Below are 23,475 nucleotides of genomic sequence, written 5' to 3' on the forward strand. Positions count from 1 at the left end.
GCGCGCCGGCCACACGGGTAGGGGCGCGGAATACGTACCAGGTCGGCCGTGTTGTGCCGACGGCTTGACCCACACCAGGAAGAGGGATTTACGCCATGAGCAGCACCGTGGAGCTCACCAAGGAGAACTTCGACCAGACGGTCACGGACAACGAGTTCGTCCTGATCGACTTCTGGGCGTCCTGGTGCGGGCCGTGCAAGCAGTTCGCCCCGGTCTACGAGAAGGCCGCGGAGGAGAACCCGGACCTCGTGTTCGGCAAGGTGGACACCGAGGCGCAGCCGGAGCTGGCCGCGGCCTTCGGTATCCAGTCGATTCCCACGCTGATGATCGTCCGCGACCAGGTCGCCGTCTTCGCCCAGCCGGGCGCCCTGCCCGAGGCCGCCCTGACGGACGTCATCGGGCAGGCCCGGAACCTCGACATGGACGAGGTCCGCAAGGCGGTCGCCGAGCAGCAGGCCCAGGAGGGCCAGCAGGCGCCGCAGGGCTAGAACGGATACGGAGCCACGTCTCCGCGTACCGTCGTCCAGCGCAGTTCGGTGAAGGCCTCCAGGTTGGCCTCGCCGCCGAAGCGGGCGCCGGTGCCGGAGGCGGCCACTCCGCCGAAGGGCGCCACGGCCTCGTCGTTGACCGTCTGGTCGTTGATGTGGACGATGCCGGTCGGGATGCGCTCGGCGAGGTCCAGGCCGCGGGCCGTGTCGCGGGTGACGATGCCCAGGGAGAGTCCGTAGGGGCTCTGCGCGGCCAGGGCCGCCGCCTCGTCGGCGGTGTCGAAGGAGCGTACGGGCGCGACGGGGCCGAAGACCTCCTCCGCGTACGCGGGGGTGTGGTCGCCGACGTGGGCGAGGACCGTGGGCCGGTAGTAGAGCCGGTCGTAGGTGCCGCCCGCGGCGATCTTGGCGCCGGACGCCGTGCTGGACTCGACCAGGCCGTTGATCTTGGCGAGCTGGCCCGAGTCGATGATCGGGCCCAGGTGGACCTGTTCACGGTACGGGTCGCCGACGGCGAGTGACTCGGCCTTGGCGGCGAGCCGCTCCACGTACTCGTCGTACAGGGACGCGTGCACCAGGTGGCGTCCGGTCGTCATGCAGATCTGGCCCTGGTGGAAGAACGAGCCCCAGGCGGCGGTGGAGATCACCGCGTCGAGGTCCGCGTCCGGCAGCACGATCATGGCCGAGTTGCCGCCGAGTTCCAGGTGGGCCCGCTTGAGGTGGCGGCCGGCGGCCTCGCCCACGGCCCGCCCGGCGGGGGTGGAGCCGGTGAAGGAGATGACCGAAACGCGCGGGTCGGCGACCAGGGCCTGTCCGGCGTCCGGGCCGCCGGGGAGCACGTGCAGCAGGTCCTGCGGCAGGCCCGCGGCGGCGAAGACCGCGGCGAGGGCCAGTCCTCCGCAGACGGCGGTGCGCGGATCCGGCTTGAGGACGACCGCGTTGCCGAGGGCCAGGGCCGGTGCGACGGAGCGGATGGACAGGATCAGCGGGGCGTTGAACGGGGAGATCACGCCCACCACCCCGGCCGGGACGCGGCGCGTGTACGACAGGCGCGGCGCCTCGCTGGGCAGGACCTGGCCGGCCGGGCGAGAGGCGAGCGCGGCGGCCTCGTAGCACTCCTGGGCGGCGACGTGCAGTTCGAAGTCGGCCTTGCCGGGGACGGAGCCGGATTCGCGGACGAGCCATTCGCGCAGTTCGGCGGCGTGTGCCGTGAACAGGTCGCCGGCCCTGCGGAGCACGGCGGCCCGGGCGAAGTGCGGGGTGCGGGCCCACTCGAGTTGGGCGGCGGCGGCTCTCCCGGCGGCGGTTCCGACGTCCTCGGGGGTGGCGAGGGTCAGGGCGCCGAGGGCTTGGCCGGTGGCGGGTTCAGTGACGGTGTACCCGGGCCCCGTCAGGGTCTGGGGCTGCCAGGTCCTGGTGTCGAGCAACGGCATGACGGCTCTCCGATCGATCGGTCACCGGCGCACGGGGTGGGCGGAACTCCCGTGAGTGCGCGGCCGGTTCGGCGGTCATAGGGCGGGACGCGCCGACCGGGGCGCAGCCGTGCGTGCCGGTGGCCCGCGTTCGTACGCGTCCCCATTTTGTTGAGCGTGCAACATCCTAGTCATGCCGCGGGACGACGACCCGGCCGACCGCCTTCCGCTCCGGCCCGCGCCATCCGGAGCAACCGCTACGGAGTCGGGTCAGCTCGACTCGCGGTGCAGCACCGTGGCGCCCAGCACCTTGTGCGTCTCGGGCTCGGTCCCGGGCCTGCGCACGGCGCGGTCGACCAGTTCGGCGAGGTCACGGCCGGAGGGCAGTTCCAGGCGGACGGTGCTGAGCCGCGGCCGCAGCAGCCGCCCGAGCATCAGATCGTCGGCGCCGATCACGGCCGTCTCCTCGGGGATGCGGATGCCCTCGTCCTGGAGGGCCCGCATCAGCAGCATCGCGTACTCGTCGTTGTAGGTGAACACGGCGTCCAGGCCGAGGCCACGCCAGCGGGCGGCGAGGCGCGCGGCGGCTTCCTCCTCGTACGGGAGGGGCAGTTCGGTCACGGTGGCGTCGGTGCCCCGCAGGGACTGACGCACCCCGTCGAGCCGGGGCGCGGAGAACGCCTCGAGGCCGGGTTCCCGCGGGACGACGACGCCGATGCGGCGTCTGCCCCGGTCGTAGAGGTGGGAGCCCGCGCTGTGGCCGACCACGTCGTGGTCCATGAGCAGGGCGTGTGCGCCCTCGATGGTCTCGGGGCCGAGGGTGACCACGGCCCGCGCTCCCGAGCGCTTGAGCACCGCCACTCCGCGCGGGCCGAGCCCGGAACCGGGCACGAGCACGGCCACGGGCCGCAGTTCGGCCCAGGCGCGGGCGGCTTCGTCGCCGTGCGGGCCGCCGGTGCCGTACTGCACGACCGTGTAGTCCAGGCTGCCGAGCGCACCTTGGAGGTCGCTGAGGAACTGGCTGTAGAGCGGGCCGACGGGGAAGGTCGGCGCGGGGATCAGGACCATACGGCTGTGCCCGGCGCGCAGGCTGCGGGCCGCCGCGTGCGGGACGTACCCGAGTTCCTTCGCGGCCTCGTGGACCCGGCGGCGGGTGGGCTCGCTGATCCGTACGGCGCTGGTGTTGTTGAGGACGTAGGAGACGGTCGCGCGCGAGACTCCGGCCAGGCGGGCCACGTCGGCACTCGTGGGCACGGAGCGCGACGGCACGGGGGACGGGGGCGCGGGCGTTCTAGGTATCTGCACCATGACGTACGGCATCTTGGCAGAAGCCCCAATGCGCTTCTCAGGCGGGGGAGTTGTGAGGAAGCCGTGAGCGGTCACGGAGATCCGGGGGTGAGCCTCAGCGGGCCGGGGCCGTGCCCGTCACCCGGTTCACGAGGTCGACCCAGGCGTCCTCCAGGCGGACCAGGGGTATCCCGCACTGCCTGGTCAGATGGTGGATCAGGGCCGGGTCGAGCTGGCCCATCAGGGTGTGGGAGATCAGTTCGCAGTCCGCTTCCGGGACGACCTGCCGCAGCAGCATGGCCACGTGGTGGTGGCGCACCCGGCGGGGCGGGACGGTGAAGCGGCGGCCGGCGCCCGGCTCGGCCGCCAGTTGCAGCTCCAGTTCGTCGATGCAGCGGCGCAGCGTCGCACAGCCGAACGCCCGCAGCCGCTCCACGGGGGGCGCTCCCGGTCCGAGCGGCGGCGGCCCGGACAGGAACGCGGCCTGGAACTTCTTCTCGGAGTGATCGAGCAGCGCCGTCAGCAGACCGGTGCGGTCACCGAACCTGCGAAAGACCGTGCCCTTGCCCACACGGGCCTCGGCGGCCACCGCCTCCATCGTGACGGCGTCCGCGCCCCGCTCCGCCACCAGCCGCGCGGCGGCTTCCAGCAGCCGGGCACGGTTGCGCGCGGCGTCGGCCCGCAGGCACGGCTCGTCGGGCTCCAGGGCGGTGCCGACCTGAAGCAGCTCGGGGTGGTCGACGGACTCCTGAGGCGTCGGGAAGGGCGGCGGGACGGCGGACATGAAGCCAGCGTAAAGCATCGGGAACAAAACTGGACCGCGGTCCGGTTAGGATGCTAGAACCTTAAACGGACCCCGGTCCGGATCGTAACGGCAGTGTTTCGGAGTCGTTCTTCACTACGTGGGAGTCAGCATGTCTGTTCGTATCCTCGCGCTCGTCGGCAGCCTTCGCGCCGGTTCGCACAACCGCCAGCTCGCCGAGGCCGCCGTCAAGCTCGCCCCCGAGGGCGCCGAGGTGGAGCTGTTCGAGGGGCTGGCCGAGATCCCCTTCTACAACGAGGACATCGACGTGGAGGGCAGCGTCCCGGCCGCCGCCGCGCGGCTGCGTGAGGCCGCCTCCGCCGCCGACGGCCTGATCCTGTTCACGCCCGAGTACAACGGCACCATCCCGGCCGTCCTGAAGAACGCCATCGACTGGCTGTCCCGCCCGTTCGGCGCCGGTGCCCTCAGCGGCAAGCCGGTCGCCGTGGTCGGCACCGCGTTCGGCCAGTACGGCGGTGTCTGGGCGCACGACGAGACCCGCAAGTCCGTGGGCGTGGCCGGCGGCAAGGTGCTGGAGGACGTCAAGCTGTCCATCCCCGGCTCGATGACCCGCTTCGCCGAGACGCACCCGGCCGACGACGCCGAGGTCGCCGCGCAGCTGACCGAGGTCATCGCCCGCCTGCACGGCCACGCCACGGAGCCGGCCGCTGCCTGACCCGCTCGCGCGGTGCCGCGGAGGGGCCGAGGCCGTCACCGGCCACGGCCCCTCCGGCACGTCGCCGGGGAAGCCCCCGCTCAGACCGGTTGCGGCAGCTGCCCGGCCACCCGCTCGTCCCGGTGGATCGGGGTCTCCGATCCGGTGAGCGGCCGGCCCGTGCCGCCGTGCCGTGCGGCGACGATCTCCGCCGCGATCGACAGGGCGGTCTCCTCGGGCGTACGAGCGCCCAGGTCGAGGCCGATGGGTGACCTGAGCCGGGCGAGCTCGCGATCGCTCACGCCCGCCTCGCGAAGCCGCCGGTTGCGGTCCTCGTGGGTGCGGCGTGAGCCCATGGCGCCGACATAGGCGACCGGCAGCCGCAGGGCTTCGGTCAGCAGGGGGATGTCGAACTTGGCGTCGTGGGTGAGCACGCACAGCACCGTGCGCCCGTCGGTGTCCGTGCTCGCGAGGTAGCGGTGGGGCCAGTCGACGACGATCTCGTCGGCGTCGGGGAAGCGGACCCGGGTGGCGAAGACGGGGCGGGCGTCGCACACGGTGACGTGGTAGCCGAGGAACTTGCCCGCCCGTACGAGGGCGGCGGCGAAGTCGATCGCGCCGAAGACGATCATGCGGGGCGGCGGGACGGCCGACTCGACGAGCAGGGTGAGTCCGCCCGGGCACTGCGAACCGTCCTCCGAGACCTCGACCGTGCCGGTGCGTCCGGCATCCAGCAGCGCGCGGGCCTGGGCGATCACCGTGCGGTCCAGGTCCGGGTGACCGCCGAGACCACCCTCGTGCGCACCGTCGGGGCGTACGAGCACCGCCCGGCCGAGCAGGCCGGCCGGACCGTGGACCACTCGGGCGAGCGCCACGGGTTCGCCGTGGGCGGCGACCGACAGAGCGGCCGACAGTGCGGCGGCCTGGGCCGTCCGGTCGGCGCCGTACGGGGCGATCATGATGTCGATGGTTCCGCCGCAGGTCAGTCCGACCGCGAAGGCGTCCTCGTCGCTGTAGCCGAACCGCTCGACACGCGTCCGACCGTCCTGGAGGGCCTGGAGGCACAGGTCGTACACCGCGCCCTCCACGCACCCGCCGGAGACCGAGCCGATGGCCGTGCCGTCGGCGGAGACGGCCAGGGCGGCGCCGGGAGGGCGCGGGGCGCTGCCGCCGACGGCGACGACCGTGGCGACGGCGAACTCCCGGCCCTCCTCGATCCACTCGTGCAGGTGCCCGGCGAGGTCAAGCATCGCCGCCCGCCATCAGAACACGGTCGGGCCGTATGGGCAGGTGGCGGTGGCGGACGCCGGTCGCGTGCCAGACGGCGTTGGCGACCGCCGCGGCGGCGCCCACGATGCCGATCTCACCGATGCCCTTGATGCCGATCGGATCGTCCGGGTCGGGGTCGTCGACCCAGTCGGCCTCGACGTGCGGGATGTCGGCGTGCGCGGCGACGTGGTAGCCCGCGAGGTCGGCGCCGTAGACACCGCCTGTGGCCCGGTCCCGGACGGCTTCCTCGTGCAGGGCCATCGAGATGCCCCAGATCATGCCGCCGACGAGCTGGTTGCGGGCGGTGAGCGGGTTGACGATCCGGCCGGCCGCGAAGATGCCCAGCATGCGGCGCACCCGGACCTCGCCGGTGGCCGGGTCGACGGCGACCTCGGCGAACTGCGCGCCGAAGGAGTGCCGTTCCTTCTGGGCGAGGGCACCGATGGCCTCGGCGGTGTTCGACCGTACGGTGATGCCCTCCGGCGGTATGTCGGCGCCCGGCGCGAGGCTCTGCCGCAGCTCCTCGGCGGCTGCCGTGACGGCCCAGGCCCAGGAGCGGGTGCCCGTCGAACCGCCGGCGATCATCGCCGGACCGAGGTCGCTGTCCCCGATGCGCACCCGGACGCGGTCCGTCGGCACTCCCAGCGCGTCGGCGGCGACCAGGGTGAGCGCGGTCCGGGCGCCGGTGCCGATGTCCGCCGCGTTGATCCCCACCGTGAAGGTGCCGTCCGCCTCCGCGGTGACGGCCGCCGTGGAGGGCATGGCTCCCGCGGGGAAGGAGGCGGCGGCGGTGCCGGTGCCGAGCAGCCAGCGGCCGTCGCGGCGCACGCCGGGCCGAGGGTCCCGGTCGGCCCAGCCGAACCGGCGGGCGCCTTCCTCGAAGCAGGCGATCAGGTTGCGGCTGCTGAACGGCAGCCCGGACACCGGGCCCACCGCGGGCTCGTTGCGCAGGCGCAGCTCGATCGGGTCGATGCCGCACCGCTCGGCGAGCTCGTCGAACGCCGATTCCAGCGCGAACGAGCCGGGCGCCTCCCCGGGGGCGCGCATCCAGGTCGGGGTCGGTACGTCGAGCCGCACCACCCGGCTGGCCGTGTGATGCGCGTCGGCGTCGTACATCGCCCGGCTCGCCGCGGCGCTCGGCTCCACGAATTCGTGCACGGACGAGGTCATGTTCAGGGACTGGTGCTCCAGGGCGCGCAGTCGTCCGTCCGCGTCGGCGCCGAGCCTGACCCGCTGGGCCGTGGGGCTGCGGTAGCCGGCGAGCGAGAACATCTGCCGGCGGGTCATGACGACCCTGACCGGGCGTTGCAGGACGGTCGCGGCCATCACGGCGGCCACCTGGTGCGAACGGACACCCTTGCTGCCGAAGCCGCCGCCGACGTGCTCGGAGCGCACCCGCACGGAGGCGGGGTCGAGGGAGAACAGGTTCGCGAGTTCGCCGGCGACCCAGGTGGTGCCCTGGTTGGAGTCGACGACCTCGAGCCGGCCGCCTTCCCACAGGGCCGTCGCGGCGTGCGGCTCCATCGGGTTGTGGTACTCCTCCGGAGTGGTGTACTCCGCGTCCACCACGACGGCGGAGGAGGCGAGTTGGGCCTCCAGGTCGCCCTTCTCCATCACGCCTGGCGCATGGCCGTCGACCGGATACGCCTCGGCCTGCCGCTCGGCGGAGAACGCGACGTCGTGCGGCTCCTGGTCGTACGTCACGACGAGGGCCTCGGCCGCCTCTCTGGCCTGCTCGGAGGTCTCGGCGACGACCAGCGCCACCGGCCAGCCCATGTGAACCACCCGGTCGTGCTGGAAGAGGGCGACGCTCGGGTCCGGCGGGACGCCCAGCAGGCCGACGTAGTCGCTGTCGACGCGCGGGGCGTTGTGATGGTGGAGCACCGTGAGCACGCCGGGCATCCGGAGCACGGCGTCGGTGTCGATGGAGCGGATGCGGCCGCGGGCGACGGTGGACAGGGCCAGCCAGCCGTGGGCGAGTTCGGCGAAGGGGATCTCGGCGGCGTAGCGGGCCGCTCCGGTGACTTTGTCGCGGCCTTCGATGCGGGTGTGGGCGGTGCCGACGGAGCCTTGGGTGGCGGTGGTCATCGGGTGGCCTCCTCGGCGAGTTCGCTGAGCACGGCGATGACAAGGTTGCGCATCAGGGTCACCTTGTATCCGTTGTGGGGCAGCGGTTTCGCGTGGGCCAGTTCGGCGTCCGCGGCGGCCGCGAAGTTCTCGGCGTCGGCCGGCGCGCCGAGCAGGGCGCGTTCGGCCGCGCGGGCCCGCCAGGGGCGGGACGCGACTGCTCCGAAGGCCAGGCGGACATCCCGTACGACACCGTCCTCGACGTCGAGCGCGGCGGCGATCGAGCCGATGGCGAAGGCGTAGGAGGCGCGCTCGCGCACCTTGCGGTAGCGGGAGTCGGCGGCGACCGGGGTGGGCGGCAGGGTGACGCCGGTGATCAGCGCACCCGGAGGCAGGGCCGTCTCCAGGTGCGGGGTCTCCCCCACCGGCAGGTAGAAGTCGGCGAGCGGCAACTCCCCCGGCCCGTCCGCCGTTTCGTAGGACACGACGGCGTCGAACGCGGCGAGCGCCACGCCCATGTCCGAGGGGTGCGTGGCCACGCAGTGGTCGGACGCACCCAGGATGGCGTGATTGTGGTGTTCACCGGTGATGGCGGGACAACCGCTGCCGGGGTTGCGTTTGTTGCAGGCGGAGGTGACGTCGGCGAAGTAGCCGCAGCGGGTGCGCTGGAGCAGGTTGCCGCCGACGGTGGCCATGTTGCGCAGCTGCCCGGAGGCGCCGGCCAGCACGGCCTGGGCCAACGCCGGGTAGCGGCGCCGGACTTCGGGGTGGGCGGCGAGGTCGCTGTTGGTGACGGTCGCGCCGATGCGCAGGCCGCCGTCGCCGGCCGGCTCGATGCGGTCCAGGGGCAGTTCACGGACGTCGACCAGGAGGGCGGGCCGCTCGACGCCGGTCTTCATCAGGTCCACGAGGTTGGTGCCGCCGCCCAGGAAACGGGCTTCGCCGTCGCCGTCGAGCAGCGCCACGGCGCCGGAGACGTCGTAGGCGCGCTGGTAGCCGAACTCCCTCATGCCGCCGCCCCCTTCGCCTCGGCTGCGCGGGCCACGGCCTGGACGATCGACACGTACGCGCCGCAGCGGCACAGGTTGCCGCTCATCCGCTCCCGGATCTCCTCAGGGGTCAGCGGTGGTGGTCCCGCGTCGGGCCGTATGTCGTCGGTGGCGGCGCTGGGCCAGCCCGCCGCGTGCTCCTCGATCAGGGCGATGGCCGAGCAGATCTGCCCCGGCGTGCAGTAACCGCACTGGTAACCGTCGAGGTCGAGGAACGCCTGCTGCACCGGGTGCAGTTGATCGCCTTCGGCCACACCCTCGATGGTGGTGATCTCACGTCCCTCGGCCGCCACCGCGAGCTGGAGACAGGACACGGCCCGGCGGCCGTCGACCAGCAGCGTGCAGGCGCCGCACTGGCCCTGGTCGCAGCCCTTCTTAGTGCCGGTCAGATCGAGGCGCTCGCGCAGGGCGTCCAGGAGGGTGGTGCGGTGGTCGACGGTCAGCGTGTACTTCTCGCCGTTGACGGACAGGGTGAGGTCGCTGGACGTCGATGGGGGCATGGAAGCCTTCTTTCTCACGTCGCACGGTCAGGAGGCGGGAGTCGTGGTGGCGGGGCCGGTTCGCAACGGTGCAGGATGCGCGGTACGGCCGTCTCGGGCTGTCCGCAGGGGCGTCCCGCCGGTACGATGGGGCAAGCGGACACTTGTCCGTTACCCGGAAACGTAACGGACAACTGTCCGCTTAACAAGGACCGGGTTTCGGCCAAGGACCGCGAGGAGGGCGAGTGCGGCACAAGAAGGACGCTCCTCTGCGCTCGGACGCGCAGCGCAACCGCGAGCGCATCCTGGAAGTCGCACTGGTGGAACTGACGCGTGCGGCGGACGCCCCGCTGAGCGCGATCGCCAAGAAGGCGGGCGTCGGGCAGGGGACCTTCTACCGCCACTTCCCCAGCCGTGAGGCGCTCGTCATGGAGATCTACCGGCACGAGATGCAGCAGGTCGCCGACACCGCGGCGCCGCTGCTGGAGAGCCGGGAACCGGACCAGGCGCTGCGCGAGTGGCTGGACCGTTGCGCGCAGTTCGCCATGACGAAGGCCGGTCTGGCCGACGCGATCCGCCAGGCAACCGGCGCGCCGGGAAAGCCGGCGAAGCCGTCCCCTACGCCGCTGACCGAGGCGGCCGAACTCCTCCTCCGCGCCAACGAGAAGGCCGGCACCATCCGCCCGGGCATCACCGCGGACGACCTCTTCCTCGCCGTCGGCGGCATCTGGACGATCGACCCGCACACCGACTGGCAACCACGCGCCAGCCGCCTGCTGGATCTCGTCATGGACGCGCTGCGGGTGGGGGCGCCCGGGCGGTGAAGGGGCGGGCGGGAGGAGCCCGGGCCCGGGTCTCAGGCGACTGCCGTGGAGGCCAGTTCTCGTAGTTCCCGGAGCGCCGTCGCCACCGCCGGGCGGGCGTGGCCGCCGCCGCGGGTGCAGGTCAGGAGCTTGCGGTGGGGGTTGCCCTCACAGCGGATGCGGGCGATCGGGAGGTGCGGGGTCAGATGGGCGAGGCGGGGGATGAGGGCGACGCCGAGCCGGTGGGCGACGAGATGGGCGGCGACGTTCCAGTCGAGGGCGTGATGGACGACGCCGGGGGTGAAACCGGCCGCGCCGCAGGCGGACAGGACGTGCGGGCGGCAGGCGCTCTCCTCCACCGGCGCGATCCACGGCTCATGGGCCGCCTCCGCGAGATCGACCCGGGCCCGTCCGGCCAGCCGGTGACCGTCGGGGACGACCAGGTCGAAGGGGTCGTCGAGCAACGGCTGCTGGTCGAAGCGCATGTCGCTCAGCGGCGGGTTGTGCGGGGTGGACTCGACGATCGCCAGGTCGATGTCACCCTCGAAGAGGAGGTCGAAGCTCTCCGGGACGCCCGCCTCGGTGATCCGTACGGACAGCCGCGGGTGCCGCTCCCCCAGCCGGGCCGCCATCGGCGCCAGCAGGACCGAGATGGCCACGGGGAAGCCCGTCACCCGCAGCACTCCGGACGGCGCCCCGTGGTCCGCCCGTAGATCGAGTTCCGCCTGGTCCCAGCGGGCCTGGATGGCGTCGGCGTGGGCGAGCAGGCTCTCGGCGGCCGGAGTGAGGCGGACCCCGCGTCCCTGCGGTTCCAGCAGGTCGACGTCCAGGTCACGGGCGAGCTGCCGGATCTGCTGGGAGGCGGCGGACGGGGTGAAGTGCAGGGCTCGGGCGGCCGCGGTGACCGTGCCGTAGTGGGCGACCGCCCTCAGGACGTGCAGTCGGCGCAGGTCAATCATGAAGCCCACGCTTCACAATGACGTCCACAAAGTCAACCTGGACGTGTACGGAGGCTCCGGCGCACCCTGGCTGTGTCGCGACGGTCAACCAGCCACGACGTACGAGGAGTCAAGACATGATCAGCACCACCGGCACCGTCTGCCCGCACTGCGGCTGGCCGGACGGAGGCGAGCCGTTCCAGGTGCTGTCCCGGCACGCCACCGCGACGGGCCGCACGGAGTGGACGCGCTGCGGATGCGGCTCGCTCCAGGTCCGGGTCGTCGACGGCGGCGGCATGCGCGTCGTCTCGCGCAGCAGGCCGCCGTCCGGGTCGGCTCCGGCTCGGTCGGGCACGGCGAGCCGCTGAGCACCCGGGGAGCACTCAGTCCCTGCCCTGCCGGGCCAGCCGCTCCCCCAGCGGGCTGCGCCGGTACAGGACACGGCGGCCGTCGCGGGCGCGGGTGACCAGGCCCGTCGCGTGCAGGACGCGCAGGTGCTGGGACACGGCGCTCGGGGTCACCCCGAGGCGCCGGGCCAGCTCCACCGTCGGCAGGGGCTCGGCCAGCAGCCGCAGCAGCGTGCTGCGGGGCGCGCCGAGCAGGGCCGTCAGGGCGGGGGCGTCCGGCTCGGGCTCCGGTTCCCACAGGGTGGCGGCGCCCCGGCCGGGGTAGGCGAGCATCGGCGGTTCGGCGGCGCTCACCGGAGGCGCCGGCTGGTGCGCGAACAGGGACGGCACCAGGCGCAGTCCGCGTCCCGAGCCGTCCACGTGGTGGCGTCCGCGCATCCGGTCGACGCGCAGGACGCCGTCGTCCCAGCGCAGGTTGCGGTGCAGGTCGGCGAAGAGCAGCCGGGCGCCGCCGGTGGCCAGCTGCCGTGCCCGGTGGGTGATGTCGGCCTCCAGCACGAGCCGCATCCGGGGCCAGGACGGCAGCAGCGCCGACTCCCAGTACCGCCGCAGGAGTTCGCACAGCTCCTCCAGCAGCTCCGCGACGGGAGCGTCACCGGGCGCGGTGACGGCCCGCAGGGCGGTCGGCAGGGGCCTGGGCGCGTGGGCGGCGAGCAGGTCACGGCGTACGGTCGGCGCGGGTGTGGCGCGGACGACGGTCAGCTGCTCGTCGAGCGTGGGCGCGAAGGACATCGGCCTGGGGGTCAGGAAGTCGGGCAGGGCCAGGGTGTCGCCCACCAGGGCCGCGAGCAGCCGGGCATCGGCCGGGTCGAGCTTCTGGAGCACGGCGGCGCGCCACCGGACGTGCAGGGGGTAGAGGGCGGGGGCGCGCAGGGCGCGGAGGCTGCCCATCACCTCGCGCAGGGGCGAGATCGCGAAGCGGGTGTCGGCGAGGTCCGCGGCGTCGAGCCGGAAGCTGATCATTAAGGCCCCCGCTACATCCTTTGGCAACCGCCCGGCCATGGCGTGGACTTCGGTCCATGACGGATCACGATCAGCGGCAGCCTACAGCGGACCCGGGCGCGAGTCCCCGGGTGATCCTGGCCCTGGCGCTCGTCTGCGGCGCGGCCGTGGGCAATGTCTACTTCCCCCAGGCCCTCAGCCCGCTGATCGCGTCCGGGCTGCACGTCTCGCCCGGCGCGGCCGCCGGCGTCGTCACCGCGACGCAGTTCGGTTACGCGGCCGGGATCTGCCTGCTCGTCCCGCTCGGCGACCGCCTGCCGTACCGCCCGCTGCTGGTCACGCTCCTCACGCTGACCGGCCTCGGGCTGTTCGCGGCGAGTGCCGCGCCAGGGCTGGTGCCGCTGGCCGCCGCCAGTGCCCTGGTGGGGGTGACGACGGTGGTGGCACCGCTCGCCGGCCCGCTGGCGGCCGGGCTGGTGCCTCAGGAGCGGCGTGGTGTCACCGGCGGCACCCTGCTGAGCGGCTCCCTCGCGGGCATGCTGCTGTCGCGCACCGTCGGCGGCACGCTCGGCGACTGGCTGGGCTGGCGGGCACCGTACGTCCTGGCCGCCATGCTGTCCCTGGCGGTGGCCGCCCTGGCGGCTCGCCTGCTTCCGCTGACGTCCCCGCCCTCCTCCCAGGGCTACTCCGCGCTCCTGGCCGAGCCGCTGCGGCTGCTGCGCACCGAGCCCTGTCTGCGCCGCTCCTGTCTGTACCAGTCCCTGGTGTTCGCGGGCTTCTCCGCGGTGTGGACGGGGGTGGCGCTGCTGCTCACGGGGCCGGTGTACGGCATGGGTGCGGGAGCCGTGGGACTGCTCGCCCTGGTCAACGCGGTGACCATGGTGTGCACGCCGGTCGCGGGCCGCCAGGTCGACCGGCGGGGGCCGGACGCGGTCAACCGGGTGTGCTTCCTGGTCGTGGGCGTCTCGGCCGCCGTGCTGGCGCTCGGCGGTGCCGGCGGTGCGGCGGGGGTGGCGGCCCTGGTCGTGGGCACGCTGCTGCTCGACGTCGGCATGCAGTCCGGGATGGTCGCCAACACGGTGCGGATCCAGGCGCTGCGCGCCGAGGTGCGCAGCCGGCTCACCACCGCCTTCATGACCTGCGCGTATCTTGGTGGCGCCGTCGGCTCGTGGCTGGGCATGCGTGCGTACGGCCGCTTCGGGTGGCTCGGGGTGTGCGGGCTGGTCGCGGCGCTCACGGCCATGGCCCTCGTCCGCCACCTGGGCGGCACCCGCCGTACGGCGGGGAGGTTCCGCCGGACGGCGGCGCCCGGGTCCGGCACGACGGGACAGACCATGGCAGCACGAGCCGCCGCGACCTCACACGAGGAGACGTCATGACGCATGTTCCGCCCCCGTTCGACCCGGAACTCGCCGGAGCCCTGGAACTGATCAAGGACATGATCAGCCCGGGGCTCACCCTGGACGAGATCGCCGAGGTGCGCCAGGGGCCGGGGATACAGATGCTGGCCGATCTGGACCTGACGATGGGCGGAGCATTCGTGGTGGAGGACCGGCAGGTGCCCGGGCCGCAGGGTGAGCCCGACATCTCGCTGCTGATCTGCCGGCCGACCGCTCCGGCGAGCGCCGGGGCGCGGCCGGTCATCTACCACGTGCACGGCGGCGGCATGGTCATCGGGAACAGCCGGGTAGGCGTCGACGTCCCGCTGGCGTGGGCGCAGGCGCTGGACGCGGTGGTGGTGTCCGTGGAGTACCGGCTGGCGCCGGAGCATCCGTATCCCGCGCCGATCGAGGACGTGTACGCCGGACTGCTGTGGACGGCGGACCACGCCGCCGAGCTCGGTGCCGACCCCGAGCGGATCGTCATCGCGGGTGCCAGCGCGGGCGGCGGGCTGTGCGCGGCCCTGGCCCTGCTCACGCGGGACCGCAAGGGGCCGCAGCCGATCGGGCAGGTCCTGATGTGCCCGATGCTCGACGACCGCAACGACACGCCGTCGACGTACCAGATGGCGGGCCTCGGTGTGTGGGACCGCACCGCGAACGAGACCGGCTGGACCGCGCTGCTGGGTGCGCGGCGCGGCGGCCCCGACGTGCCGGCGTACGCGGCTCCGGCCCGTGCCGAGGACCTGTCCGGGCTGCCCCCGGCGTTCCTCGACGTCGGCTCCGCGGAGACCTTCCGCGACGAGGTCGTCGCCTACGCCTCGCGCATCTGGCAGGCCGGTGGCGTGGCGGAGCTGCACGTGTGGCCCGGCGGCTTCCACGGCTTCGACGGCTTCGCACCTCAGGCGGCGCTCTCCCAGTCGGCGCGGGCGGCGCATGTCAACTGGCTGCGGAGGTTGCTGAGCGCGTGACGGGCGGGGAGTCCGGCAGGCAGCCGGGGCAGCGCGCGCAGCTCGCCCTGCCTCCACTCCGGCTCCTGCCGCACGGGCCCGGCTGACCGTCCCCCGGTGGCCTGTCCTGTGGCATGCCAGGCCCGTTCGGCGGCCGCATGCCGCACCATGGGCCTATGAAAGAGCTGGCCGGGCGCCTGACCGCGCTCGATCCGGATGCCGGTGCGGCGGTCCGGGTCATCGCCTACTTCGACCGTCTGGCCGAGTCCAGGGCCGGTGTGGAGGCACTCGTACGCGGTGCCGCCGTACTGGCCGGGTGCCCGGCCCGGCTGGTGGACCGCGAACGGCGCGTGCACGTCCGCGTGGAGCCGGACGGCACGAGGCGAGACACCGAGGCGCCACCCGACCCCACCTGGCCGTCCGCCCGGCTGACCCCGGACGCCACGGCGGCACTGTGGCTGGAGCGGGCCGGGGCGGCCCACGAGGTGGAGGACACGGGCCGTGCGGGGGCGGCGCCAGCGGGCGCGGGGGCTGCCTCTGCGGGGTCCGCGCCGGGCGCCGAGAAGGCTGCCCTTGCCGGGGCGGCCGCGAGCGCCGTGGGGCGGGACCGCGCCACGGCTGCATCCGGCGTCGACGGGATCGGCCGGGCCGGGACGGCGTCCTGCACCGTGGACACGGTCCATGCCGGGACCGCGTCCGCCGTCGCGAACCCTCCGCCTGGCGGGTCGGGTCCGGGCGCCGCGGCCCGCGATCACACCAGGCCTGAATCCAGCGTCACCGACCACGCCGGGACACCGCCCTACACCCCGAGCACGGACCATGCCGGGACCGCGTCCGCCGTCGCGAACTCCGCCCCTGACAGGCCGGCCCCGGGCGCCGAGGACCCCGGCCGCGCGAGGAACGCGCCCCGCCTCATGAACGCGGCCCCTGGCGGGCCGGGGGAAGGCGCCGTGAACGCGGACCGAGCCAGGGCGGTGTCTCGCGTGGTCGACACCGGCCAGGCCGGGGCGACGTCCCGCGTCGGCCGAGTCGGGCACGTCCGGGTCGCGCCCAGCGTCGTCGACGCGGTGATTCTCGAGCGTGCCGCCGGCGCCATACGGCTCGTTCTCGACCGCACTCGCGGGCGGGCCCCGGCCGACGATCCGGCGCTGGTCGAGACCCTCCTCGACGGCACGGCCCCGGAACCGGCCCGGCTGCATGCCGCTCGTCGCCTCGGCCTGGATCCCACGGTCCCGGCCCGGGCTCTCGCCCCGCTGAACGACCGGCCACGCGTCGTACCCGCCGGGGCGGAGGGCGGTGCGGTCGGACGGCTCGGCGTCGGGCCCGCCGTTCCCGTGCTGGAGCTCCCCCGGTCGTGGGCCGAGGCGCGTACCGCCCTGCGTTTCACCGCCGAGGGCACGCCGCAGGACCCCGGGCCGCGGGTCGTGTACGCCGACGAGCTGGGCGGCATCGCCCTCCTCGCCGATCTCGTCGTACCGGGTGCCGAACCGCCGCCCGACGCCCGGGCCCTGGAGACGGCCGCGGCGACCACCCCCTGGCTGTCGGAGACGCTGCACGCGGTCGCGTACACGGCGAGCTTGCGGGCGGCGGCCGGCGAGATCAACGTCCACCACTCGACGCTCCAGGACCGGCTGGCCCACGCCGAGCACCTGCTCGGCTGGCCGGTGCGCACCCCGCAGGGCCGGCTCCGGCTGCAACTGGCACTGGCGATGCGGAAGCTGGCCCGGCCCTAGGGTCTGTCGGTCGTCTGTCGTCTGTCGTTTGGATCACGCCGCAGACGCGGAGCCGTGATGCCGCCGTCCCGCTGGGAGAGACTGTCCGGGCGCCGTCCGGTACGAGGTTCAGGAGCATGAGGCATGAGCGTGCAGCGGTATCCCCTGGCCGGGGTCACGGTGGTCAGCCTGGAGCAGGCCGTGGCCGCGCCCTACGCCACCCGGCAGCTCGCCGACCTCGGCGCCCGGGTGATCAAGGTGGAGCGGCCGGGCGGCGGTGACTTCGCCCGCCGGTACGACACGACCGTGCACGGCCACTCCAGCTATTTCGTGTGGCTCAACCGGTCCAAGGAGTCCCTCACGCTGGACCTCAAGGATCCGCGGGGCCGCGAGATCCTGCACGAACTCCTCGACGGGGCCGACGTGTTCGTACAGAACCTCGCCCCGGGCGCCGCCGGCCGCCTCGGCCTGGACGCCGCCACCGTCACCAGCCGCCGCCCCGGTCTGATCCCGTGCACGATATCCGGCTGGGGCACGACCGGTCCCTGGGCCGACCGCAAGGCGTACGACCTGCTCGTGCAGTGCCAGACCGGTCTGGTGTCCCTGACGGGAACCCCGGAGGGGACGGCCCGGACCGGGATCTCCGTCGCCGACATCGCCGCCGGGATGTACGCGTACAGCGGCGTCCTCACGGCGCTGTACACCCGCGCCGTCACCGGCGAGGCCCACCCGGTGGAGGTGTCCCTGTTCGAGGCGCTGGCGGAGTGGATGGGCCAGCCCGCCTACTACACCCGGCACGGCGGCACCCAGCCCCCGCGCCTCGGCACCCAGCACGCCACCATCGCGCCGTACGGGACGTACGAGGCCGCCGACGGCAAGGAGGTGCTGTTCTCCATCCAGAACGAGCGCGAGTGGGCGGCCCTGTGCACCGAGTTCCTCGGCCGGCCGGAGCTGGTCGGGGATCCGCGCTTCGCCACCGCCTCCGACCGCGTCGCCCACCGCGAGGAGCTCAACACGATCGTCGCCGCCCGCATCGCCCGTTCCGGCTCGGAGGAGATCCTCAAGGACCTGGAGGCCATCGGCATCGCCTGCGCCGGGGTCAACGACGTCGCCGCGTTCCTGGACCACCCGGTGCTGGCCGCCCGCGGCCGCTGGACCGAGGTCGGGGTGCCGGGGGCGACGGTGGAGGCACTGCTCCCGCCGGCCGACCTCGCGGGCCTGCCCGCCCGGATGGACCCCGTCCCGGCGGTCGGCGAGCACACCGGGTCGATCCTCGCCGAGCTGGGCCGCACCGAGGAGGAGGTGGCGGCCCTGCGCGCGGACGGCGTCGTCTGACGTCCCCGACGGGGCGGACCTACCGGGACCCGGCGGCCCGCTCCGCCTCCTCGGCCTCGGCCTCCTGCCTCTTCGAAGCCCGCAGGCTCGTGATCGTGGTGACGGCCAGCACCAGCACGATGAAGCTCAGCGAGAAGGGGATGCTGATCTCGGGCACGTGCACGCCCGACTCGTGCAGGGCGTGCAGCACCAGCTTCACGCCGATGAAGCCGAGGATGATCGACAGGCCGTAGGAGAGGTGGACCAGCTTCTTCAGCAGGCCGCCGATGAGGAAGTACAGCTGGCGCAGGCCCATCAGGGCGAAGGCGTTCGCGGTGAACACGATGTACGGGTCCTGCGTCAGCCCGTAGATCGCCGGGATGGAGTCGAGGGCGAACAGCACGTCGGTGGAGCCGATCGCGAGCATCACGACCAGCATCGGGGTCATGATCCGCTTGCCGTTCTCGGTGATGAACAGCTTCGTGCCGTGGTAGCGGTCGGCCACGCCGAAACGCTGCTCCGCCATCTTCAGCAGCTTGTTCTCCTGGTACTCCTCCTCGTGGTCCTGCTTGCGGGCGTCCTGGATCAGCTTCCAGGCGGTCCAGATGAGGAAGGCGCCGAAGAGGTAGAACACCCAGGAGAAGGCGGTGATGATCGCCGCGCCGGCCGCGATGAAACCGGCCCGCAGCACCAGGGCCATCAGGACGCCGACCATCAGCACCCGCTGCTGGTACTGCGAGGGCACCGCGAACTTCCCCATGATCAGGACGAACACGAAGAGGTTGTCGACGCTCAGCGACTTCTCGGTGATGTAACCGGCGAAGAACTCACCCGTGGGCCCGCTCCCACCGAAATACCACAGCCCCAGCCCGAACAGCACGGCCAGGACGATCCACACCACCGTCCACGTCCCGGCTTCCTTGACGGACACGTCGTGGGGCTTGCGGCCGACGAAGAAGTCGACGGCGACGAGCAGGCACAGAGCTGCCACGGTCAGCAGCCACACGGAAAGCGAGACGTTCACTGGTGCTCCTGTTACAGGTGTGGGGATGGGACATCGTTGTCCGACGTGGCTGATTTCCGCCACACCTGAAAGGTGAACACTTGGTCACAGCTGTGCGTGCAGGGCTTCCAGGACGTCCCGGTCCGTCAACTGGTCGAAGTTCTCGTACCAGAGGCCCACGGCCATGAACGCGGCGGGCTGGTGCAGACAGATCACCTCGTCGGCCTCGGCGCGCATCAGCTCGGCCGCCTCCGGGGAGCACACCGGCGCGGCCAGCACCACCCGTTCGGGCGCCTGACGGCGGACGAATCGCAGCGCGGCCCGGGCCGTGGAACCGGTCGCCAGGCCGTCGTCGACCACGATCACGGTGCGCCCTCGCAGGTCGGGTGCGGGACGGCCCTGCCGGTACAGCGCCTCGCGGCGACGCAGTTCGGCGCGCTCCCGCTCGATGACGGGCCCGAGCGCCGCCTCCCGGAGGCCCAGGTGACGCATGGCGTCCTCGTCGAGGAGCGGCACCTCGTCCCCGGCCATGGCGCCGACGCCGAACTCCTCCTGGAAGGGCGCCCCGATCTTCCGTACGACGAGCACGTCGAGCGGGGCGTCCAGCGCCTCGGCGACCTCCCGCGCCACGGCGACCCCGCCGCGGGGCAGAGCGAGGACGAGGGGATCGGGCAGCGCCCCCTCGCGCTGCCGGACGCGCAGCGTTTCGGCCAGTTCCCCGCCGGCCTGCCGGCGATCACGGAACCGCATGACGGTCACCTCTGCTTCCCGCACGGAGAGGACCCTCGGCCGGTCCGGCTCCCGCGTACCCCCCGCCCACCGGACGATGCACACCTCACCTACCGGACAATGCGCACCTTCCGGACCTCCGTCACACTCGGAACGCGGGGTGTTTCCGGCCGTGCGGCGCAGGCAACCCGGGACCGTGCGCACGGCACGAACCGTACGTACGGCACGGCCCTCTCCGCACGACCGGCGCACCAGGCCACTGAGCAGACTCCGACGCGACGGGAGCACCCGGATGACCACTGCCCCTTCTCATCCGCAGCCCGCCCGGCCGGGCCCGCGCATCGGCGTGCTGGGTTCGTACGGCGGCTTCAACATCGGCGACGAGTCGATCCTGACCTGTGTCCTGCACTGTCTGCGCGCCCAGCGGCCCGAGGCCCGGCTGGTCGTCTTCAGCCGGAACGCCGAGCACACCCGGGTGCATCATCCGTCCGCCGACGAGGTGGTGGACTGGGAGGGCGTCAGCCGCCACCACGTCCTGGACGCGCTGGCCTCGCTGGACGTACTGGTCCTGGGCGGCGGCGGACTCCTCTTCGACGGTGAGGCACGCCGCTATCTGCGCCTCGTCCGGGCCGCCCAGGAGCGCGGCATCCGTACCTTCGCCTACGCCATCGGCGCCGGCCCGCTGCGCGAGGCCGACGACCGGGAGGCCGTGCGCAACGTGCTGGCGGACATGGACGACGTCGTGGTGCGCGACGAGGAGTCCAAGCTGGTGCTGGAGGAGGTCGGTGTCGAACGCGACGTCGTCGTCACCGCCGATCCGGCGCTGCTGCTGGAGCCGGAGCCGTTCACCGACGAGATGATGCGCCACGAGGGCGTGCCCACCGACTCGCGTCTGGTGGGGATGTCGGTGCGGGAGCCGGGCCGGGCGGCCGAGAAGCTGGACGAGGGCGACTACCACGCGCTGCTCGCCGACGTCGCCGACTTCCTCGTCCGCCGGCTGGACGCGCACGTGGTGTTCCTGCCGATGGAGCGGCACGACGTGCGGCACGCGCACGCCGTGCTGTCCCACATGACCGCTCCCGACAAGGGGCGGATCCTGCACGGCTCGTACAGCCCGGGGCAGGTCCTGGGCTTCATGCGCCACCTGGACCTGGCGGTCGGCATGCGTCTGCACTTCGTGATCTTCGCGGCGCTCTCCGGGCTGCCGGTGCTGCCACTGCCCTACTCCGGCAAGGTGTTCGACTTCGCACGCCGCATGGGGGCTCCGGCCCTGGTGGGCGTGGCACGGGAGCAGGCCGGGCTGCTGCTGGCGGAGGTGGACCGCCTGTGGGACGAATACCCGGAGCGCCGGGAGGAGCTGCATTCCCGCGTCCGGGAACTGTCCGCGCAGGCCCTGGAGACCTGCGCCCGCTGCGGAGTCCTGCTGGACGAGGTCGACGGCGGCACCGAGGCGGCCATCGGCACCGCTCCCCTGCTGGACACGCAGGCAGAACCACCGCATCCGCCCACTGCCGAACCCCGTCCGCTGGGCGTGTGACGCCGACGCCGAGGCCCCGCCCGCGGGAGGACACCGATGCCGATCCTGCAAGAACCGCCCGAGCCCCGCACCGTCACCCTGCCCGAACGGCCCGCCCGGCACGGCGGCCGGACGCAGGTCCTGGTGGTCGGCGGCGGCCCGGCCGGGTTCGCCGCCGCGGTCGCGGCGGCCGACGCCGGGGCCGAGGTCGTCCTGGTGGAGCGCTACGGATTCCTCGGCGGCAACGCGACCGCGGCCCTGGTCATGCCGCTGATGTCCTTCCACAACGAGCACAAGCAGGCCACGTTCACCGAGTCCGGGGACGAGGCCCGGCTGCTGCCCACCGACCACGGCGAGGGCGAGCCGGTCGTCCAGGGCGTGCTGTGGCGGCTGCTGGACCGGCTCATGGGACGCGGCGGCTGCCTGAAGCCCTCCCCCAGGACCGGATACACGGTTCCCTTCGACCCGGAGCTCTTCAAGCTGGTCCTGCTCGAGATGATGGACGAGGCGGGCGTGCGGATGCTGTTCCACGCCTTCGCCTCCACCGCGCTGCGCCTCGACGACGGCTGGCGTGTGGTGTTCGAGACCAAGTCGGGGCCGGTGGTGATCGACGCCGACGTGGTCGTGGACGGCACGGGCGACGGCGACGTCGCGGCGGCCTGCGGGGCGCCGTACGAGATCGGCCGGCCGGAGGACGGGCTGGTGCAGCCGATGACGCTGATGTTCCGGGTCGCGGACTTCGCCCGGCCGGACTTCGCGGAGTACGTGCGGGAGCATCCCGACCAGTGGCGCGGGGTGCACGGTCTGTGGGACCTGGTCGAGGAGGCCCGGGCCGACGGCGATCTGCGGCTGCCGCGCGAGGACATCCTGTTCTTCGCGACACCGCATCCGCGCGAGGTCAGCGTCAACAGCACCCGCGTGAACAGGGTGCTCGGCACCAGCGTGTGGGACCTGACCCGGGCCGAGTACACCGCCCGGCGCCAGCTCGCGGAGATCGACCGTTTCCTGCGCACCCGCGTGCCCGGCTTCGAGGAGTCGTACGTGGTGCAGAGCGGCACCCACATCGGCGTCCGGGAGACCCGGCGCGTCGTCGGCGACTACCACCTCACCGGCCACGACATCCTGGCCGCCCGGCGCTTCGCGGACGTCGTCGCGCACGGCGCCTACCCGGTCGACATCCACAACCCGCGCGGCTCCGGAACGGTCCTGAAGCGGGTGCCCGCGGGCAGCTTCTACGACATCCCGCTGCGCTGCCTCGTGCCGCAGGGCACGGAGCGGCTGCTGGTGGCGGGCCGCTGCATCTCGGGGACGCACGTGGCGCACTCGTCGTACCGGGTCATGCCGATCGCGATGGCGACCGGGCAGGCGGCCGGTGTGTGCGCCGCGCTGACCGTGCGCCACGGGCACGGGCCGCGGGGTGTGCCGTACCGGCTCGTGCAGCGGGAACTGCTGCGGCAGGGCGCCCGGTTGCGCATCGATCTGCCGGTGGCCGGCTGACGCTGCCGCCGTCAGCCCGCCGCGGTCCTCAGCTGGTCGTGGCACCACTGCCGGGCCCTCTCGGTGACCTGCTCGAGCGCGCCGGACTCCTCGAACAGATGCGTGGCGCCGGGCACCACGTGGAGGGTGTGCGGGACGTGCAGCCGTCGGGCCGCTTCCTCGTTGAGCCGCAGCACCTGCTGGTCCCGGCCGCCCACGATCAGCAGTACGGGAGCCCGGACGGCGTCCAGGGCGTCGCCCGCGAGGTCGGGCCGCCCGCCGCGCGAGACGACCGCCGGCACCCGGTCGGGGCGTTCGGCGGCGGCGACCAGGGCCGCGCCCGCGCCGGTGCTGGCGCCGAACAGGACGACGGGCAGGCGCTGGGTGCCGGGCGACTGTGCCAGCCAGTCGATGGCGGCCACCAGCCTGCGGCCCAGCAGGGGGATGTCGAAGCGGAGTTCGGCGGTGCGGACGTCCAGCCGTTCCTCCTCCTCGGTGAGCAGGTCGATCAGCAGGGTGCCGAGTCCGGCGGTGCGCAGGCCGGCGGCGACCTCGCGGTTGCGGGGGCTGTGCCGGGAGCTGCCGCTGCCGTGCGCGAACAGCACGACCGCACGGGCGGCCGACGGCACGGTCAGATCGCCGGTGAGCGCGGCGCCGTCGGCGGGCACGGTGACCGTCTGGGAGATCATCGGAGGCCTCCTCTCCTCCAATTCCCGGATTTCCGGGGCCGTTCGCGCCGCGGTTGCCGGGTTCTTCCGCCCGGCTACCCACACTTCGGCAGCCGTCCCGGCTCCGGCA

At 73.3% G+C, this 23,475-nt stretch carries 21 protein-coding genes and 1 pseudogene; 10 read left to right on the forward strand and 12 right to left on the reverse strand.

Annotation, left to right across the window (positions count from 1 at the left end; all coding sequences use genetic code 11):
- Positions 1–95: 95 nt before the first annotated feature.
- Positions 96–488, forward strand: a complete 393-nt coding sequence (gene trxA, locus CP976_RS03360; protein ID WP_150478936.1) for a thioredoxin — start codon at positions 96–98, stop codon at positions 486–488.
- Here the strand turns inward: trxA and CP976_RS03365 are convergent.
- The 3 genes from CP976_RS03365 to CP976_RS03375 all read right to left on the reverse strand — a co-directional run bounded on the left by CP976_RS03365 (position 485) and on the right by CP976_RS03375 (position 3,971).
- On the reverse strand, positions 485–1,921 hold the full coding sequence (locus CP976_RS03365) for a benzaldehyde dehydrogenase (protein ID WP_150478937.1): 1,437 nt from the start codon (positions 1,919–1,921) through the stop codon (positions 485–487). The genes trxA and CP976_RS03365 overlap by 4 nt on opposite strands.
- Positions 1,922–2,170: 249 nt before the next feature.
- Positions 2,171–3,220 carry a LacI family DNA-binding transcriptional regulator gene (locus CP976_RS03370; RefSeq protein WP_190147009.1) on the reverse strand — a complete coding sequence of 350 codons (1,050 nt, stop codon included), beginning with the start codon at positions 3,218–3,220 and terminating at the stop codon, positions 2,171–2,173.
- An 82-nt stretch (positions 3,221–3,302) separates the two neighbouring features.
- Positions 3,303–3,971 carry a TetR/AcrR family transcriptional regulator gene (locus CP976_RS03375; RefSeq protein WP_150478938.1) on the reverse strand — a complete coding sequence of 223 codons (669 nt, stop codon included), beginning with the start codon at positions 3,969–3,971 and terminating at the stop codon, positions 3,303–3,305.
- A gap of 130 nt (positions 3,972–4,101) precedes the next feature.
- Here CP976_RS03375 and CP976_RS03380 point away from each other — a divergent pair, with 130 nt between their 5' ends.
- Positions 4,102–4,665: an NAD(P)H-dependent oxidoreductase gene (locus tag CP976_RS03380; protein WP_150478939.1), complete on the forward strand. Its 564-nt coding sequence runs from the start codon at positions 4,102–4,104 to the stop codon at positions 4,663–4,665.
- A gap of 80 nt (positions 4,666–4,745) precedes the next feature.
- Here the strand turns inward: CP976_RS03380 and CP976_RS03385 are convergent, their stop codons facing one another.
- From CP976_RS03385 to CP976_RS03400, 4 genes are read right to left on the reverse strand one after another with little or no spacing between them, the layout of a single operon-like run.
- Complete coding sequence (locus CP976_RS03385) at positions 4,746–5,894, reverse strand: XdhC family protein (RefSeq protein ID WP_150478940.1); 1,149 nt, start codon at positions 5,892–5,894, stop codon at positions 4,746–4,748.
- On the reverse strand, positions 5,887–8,001 hold the full coding sequence (locus tag CP976_RS03390; protein ID WP_150478941.1) for a xanthine dehydrogenase family protein molybdopterin-binding subunit: 2,115 nt from the start codon (positions 7,999–8,001) through the stop codon (positions 5,887–5,889). Before CP976_RS03390 ends, CP976_RS03385 begins: the two co-directional genes overlap by 8 nt.
- Complete coding sequence (locus CP976_RS03395) at positions 7,998–8,990, reverse strand: FAD binding domain-containing protein (protein WP_150478942.1); 993 nt, start codon at positions 8,988–8,990, stop codon at positions 7,998–8,000. Before CP976_RS03395 ends, CP976_RS03390 begins: the two co-directional genes overlap by 4 nt.
- Complete coding sequence (locus tag CP976_RS03400; protein ID WP_150478943.1) at positions 8,987–9,529, reverse strand: 2Fe-2S iron-sulfur cluster-binding protein; 543 nt, start codon at positions 9,527–9,529, stop codon at positions 8,987–8,989. The genes CP976_RS03395 and CP976_RS03400 overlap by 4 nt, the downstream gene beginning before the upstream one ends.
- A 224-nt stretch (positions 9,530–9,753) precedes the next feature.
- Between CP976_RS03400 and CP976_RS03405 the strand changes: the two genes are divergently transcribed.
- A complete protein-coding gene (locus CP976_RS03405; RefSeq protein ID WP_150478944.1) occupies positions 9,754–10,332 on the forward strand; it encodes a TetR/AcrR family transcriptional regulator in 579 nt (192 codons plus the stop codon).
- 32 nt (positions 10,333–10,364) lie between these two features.
- Here the strand turns inward: CP976_RS03405 and CP976_RS03410 are convergent, their stop codons facing one another.
- A complete protein-coding gene (locus tag CP976_RS03410) occupies positions 10,365–11,270 on the reverse strand; it encodes a LysR family transcriptional regulator (RefSeq protein WP_150478945.1) in 906 nt (301 codons plus the stop codon).
- 116 nt (positions 11,271–11,386) lie between these two features.
- Between CP976_RS03410 and CP976_RS03415 the strand changes: the two genes are divergently transcribed.
- Complete coding sequence (locus CP976_RS03415) at positions 11,387–11,617, forward strand: hypothetical protein (RefSeq protein ID WP_150478946.1); 231 nt, start codon at positions 11,387–11,389, stop codon at positions 11,615–11,617.
- Between the two features lie 15 nt (positions 11,618–11,632).
- Here CP976_RS03415 and CP976_RS03420 read toward each other — a convergent pair whose 3' ends face one another.
- Positions 11,633–12,619 (reverse strand): ArsR/SmtB family transcription factor, encoded by a 987-nt coding sequence (locus tag CP976_RS03420; protein WP_150478947.1) that lies wholly within the window; start codon positions 12,617–12,619, stop codon positions 11,633–11,635.
- Positions 12,620–12,675: 56 nt separating this feature from the next.
- Here CP976_RS03420 and CP976_RS03425 point away from each other — a divergent pair, with 56 nt between their 5' ends.
- From CP976_RS03425 to CP976_RS03445, 4 genes and pseudogenes are all read left to right on the forward strand, one after another.
- Complete coding sequence (locus tag CP976_RS03425; protein ID WP_167537266.1) at positions 12,676–13,977, forward strand: MFS transporter; 1,302 nt, start codon at positions 12,676–12,678, stop codon at positions 13,975–13,977.
- Positions 13,974–14,948: an alpha/beta hydrolase gene (locus CP976_RS03430; RefSeq protein WP_150478948.1), complete on the forward strand. Its 975-nt coding sequence runs from the start codon at positions 13,974–13,976 to the stop codon at positions 14,946–14,948. The genes CP976_RS03425 and CP976_RS03430 overlap by 4 nt, the downstream gene beginning before the upstream one ends.
- A 1,025-nt stretch (positions 14,949–15,973) precedes the next feature.
- Positions 15,974–16,660 (forward strand): annotated as a pseudogene (locus CP976_RS03440) (helix-turn-helix domain-containing protein); the annotation flags it as partial.
- Positions 16,661–16,783: 123 nt separating this feature from the next.
- Entirely contained in the window at positions 16,784–17,974 is a 1,191-nt protein-coding gene (locus tag CP976_RS03445; protein ID WP_150478949.1) for a CaiB/BaiF CoA transferase family protein, read from the forward strand.
- A gap of 19 nt (positions 17,975–17,993) precedes the next feature.
- Here CP976_RS03445 and CP976_RS03450 read toward each other — a convergent pair whose 3' ends face one another.
- Positions 17,994–18,977 carry a TerC family protein gene (locus CP976_RS03450; RefSeq protein ID WP_150478950.1) on the reverse strand — a complete coding sequence of 328 codons (984 nt, stop codon included), beginning with the start codon at positions 18,975–18,977 and terminating at the stop codon, positions 17,994–17,996.
- An 84-nt stretch (positions 18,978–19,061) separates the two neighbouring features.
- Complete coding sequence (locus tag CP976_RS03455; protein ID WP_150478951.1) at positions 19,062–19,706, reverse strand: phosphoribosyltransferase; 645 nt, start codon at positions 19,704–19,706, stop codon at positions 19,062–19,064.
- A gap of 271 nt (positions 19,707–19,977) precedes the next feature.
- On the opposite strand from CP976_RS03455, the gene CP976_RS03460 reads away from it, so the two are divergent.
- Positions 19,978–21,222 (forward strand): polysaccharide pyruvyl transferase family protein, encoded by a 1,245-nt coding sequence (locus CP976_RS03460; RefSeq protein ID WP_150478952.1) that lies wholly within the window; start codon positions 19,978–19,980, stop codon positions 21,220–21,222.
- Positions 21,223–21,258: 36 nt separating this feature from the next.
- Entirely contained in the window at positions 21,259–22,698 is a 1,440-nt protein-coding gene (locus tag CP976_RS03465; protein ID WP_150478953.1) for an FAD-dependent oxidoreductase, read from the forward strand.
- An 11-nt stretch (positions 22,699–22,709) separates the two neighbouring features.
- Here the strand turns inward: CP976_RS03465 and CP976_RS03470 are convergent, their stop codons facing one another.
- The gene (locus CP976_RS03470; RefSeq protein WP_150478954.1) at positions 22,710–23,366 is read right to left on the reverse strand and encodes a dienelactone hydrolase family protein; all 657 of its coding nucleotides are present in this window, start codon (positions 23,364–23,366) and stop codon (positions 22,710–22,712) included.
- Positions 23,367–23,475 lie beyond the last annotated feature (109 nt).

The sequence above is a fragment of the Streptomyces coeruleorubidus genome, assembly GCF_008705135.1.
Taxonomy (GTDB): domain Bacteria; phylum Actinomycetota; class Actinomycetes; order Streptomycetales; family Streptomycetaceae; genus Streptomyces; species Streptomyces coeruleofuscus.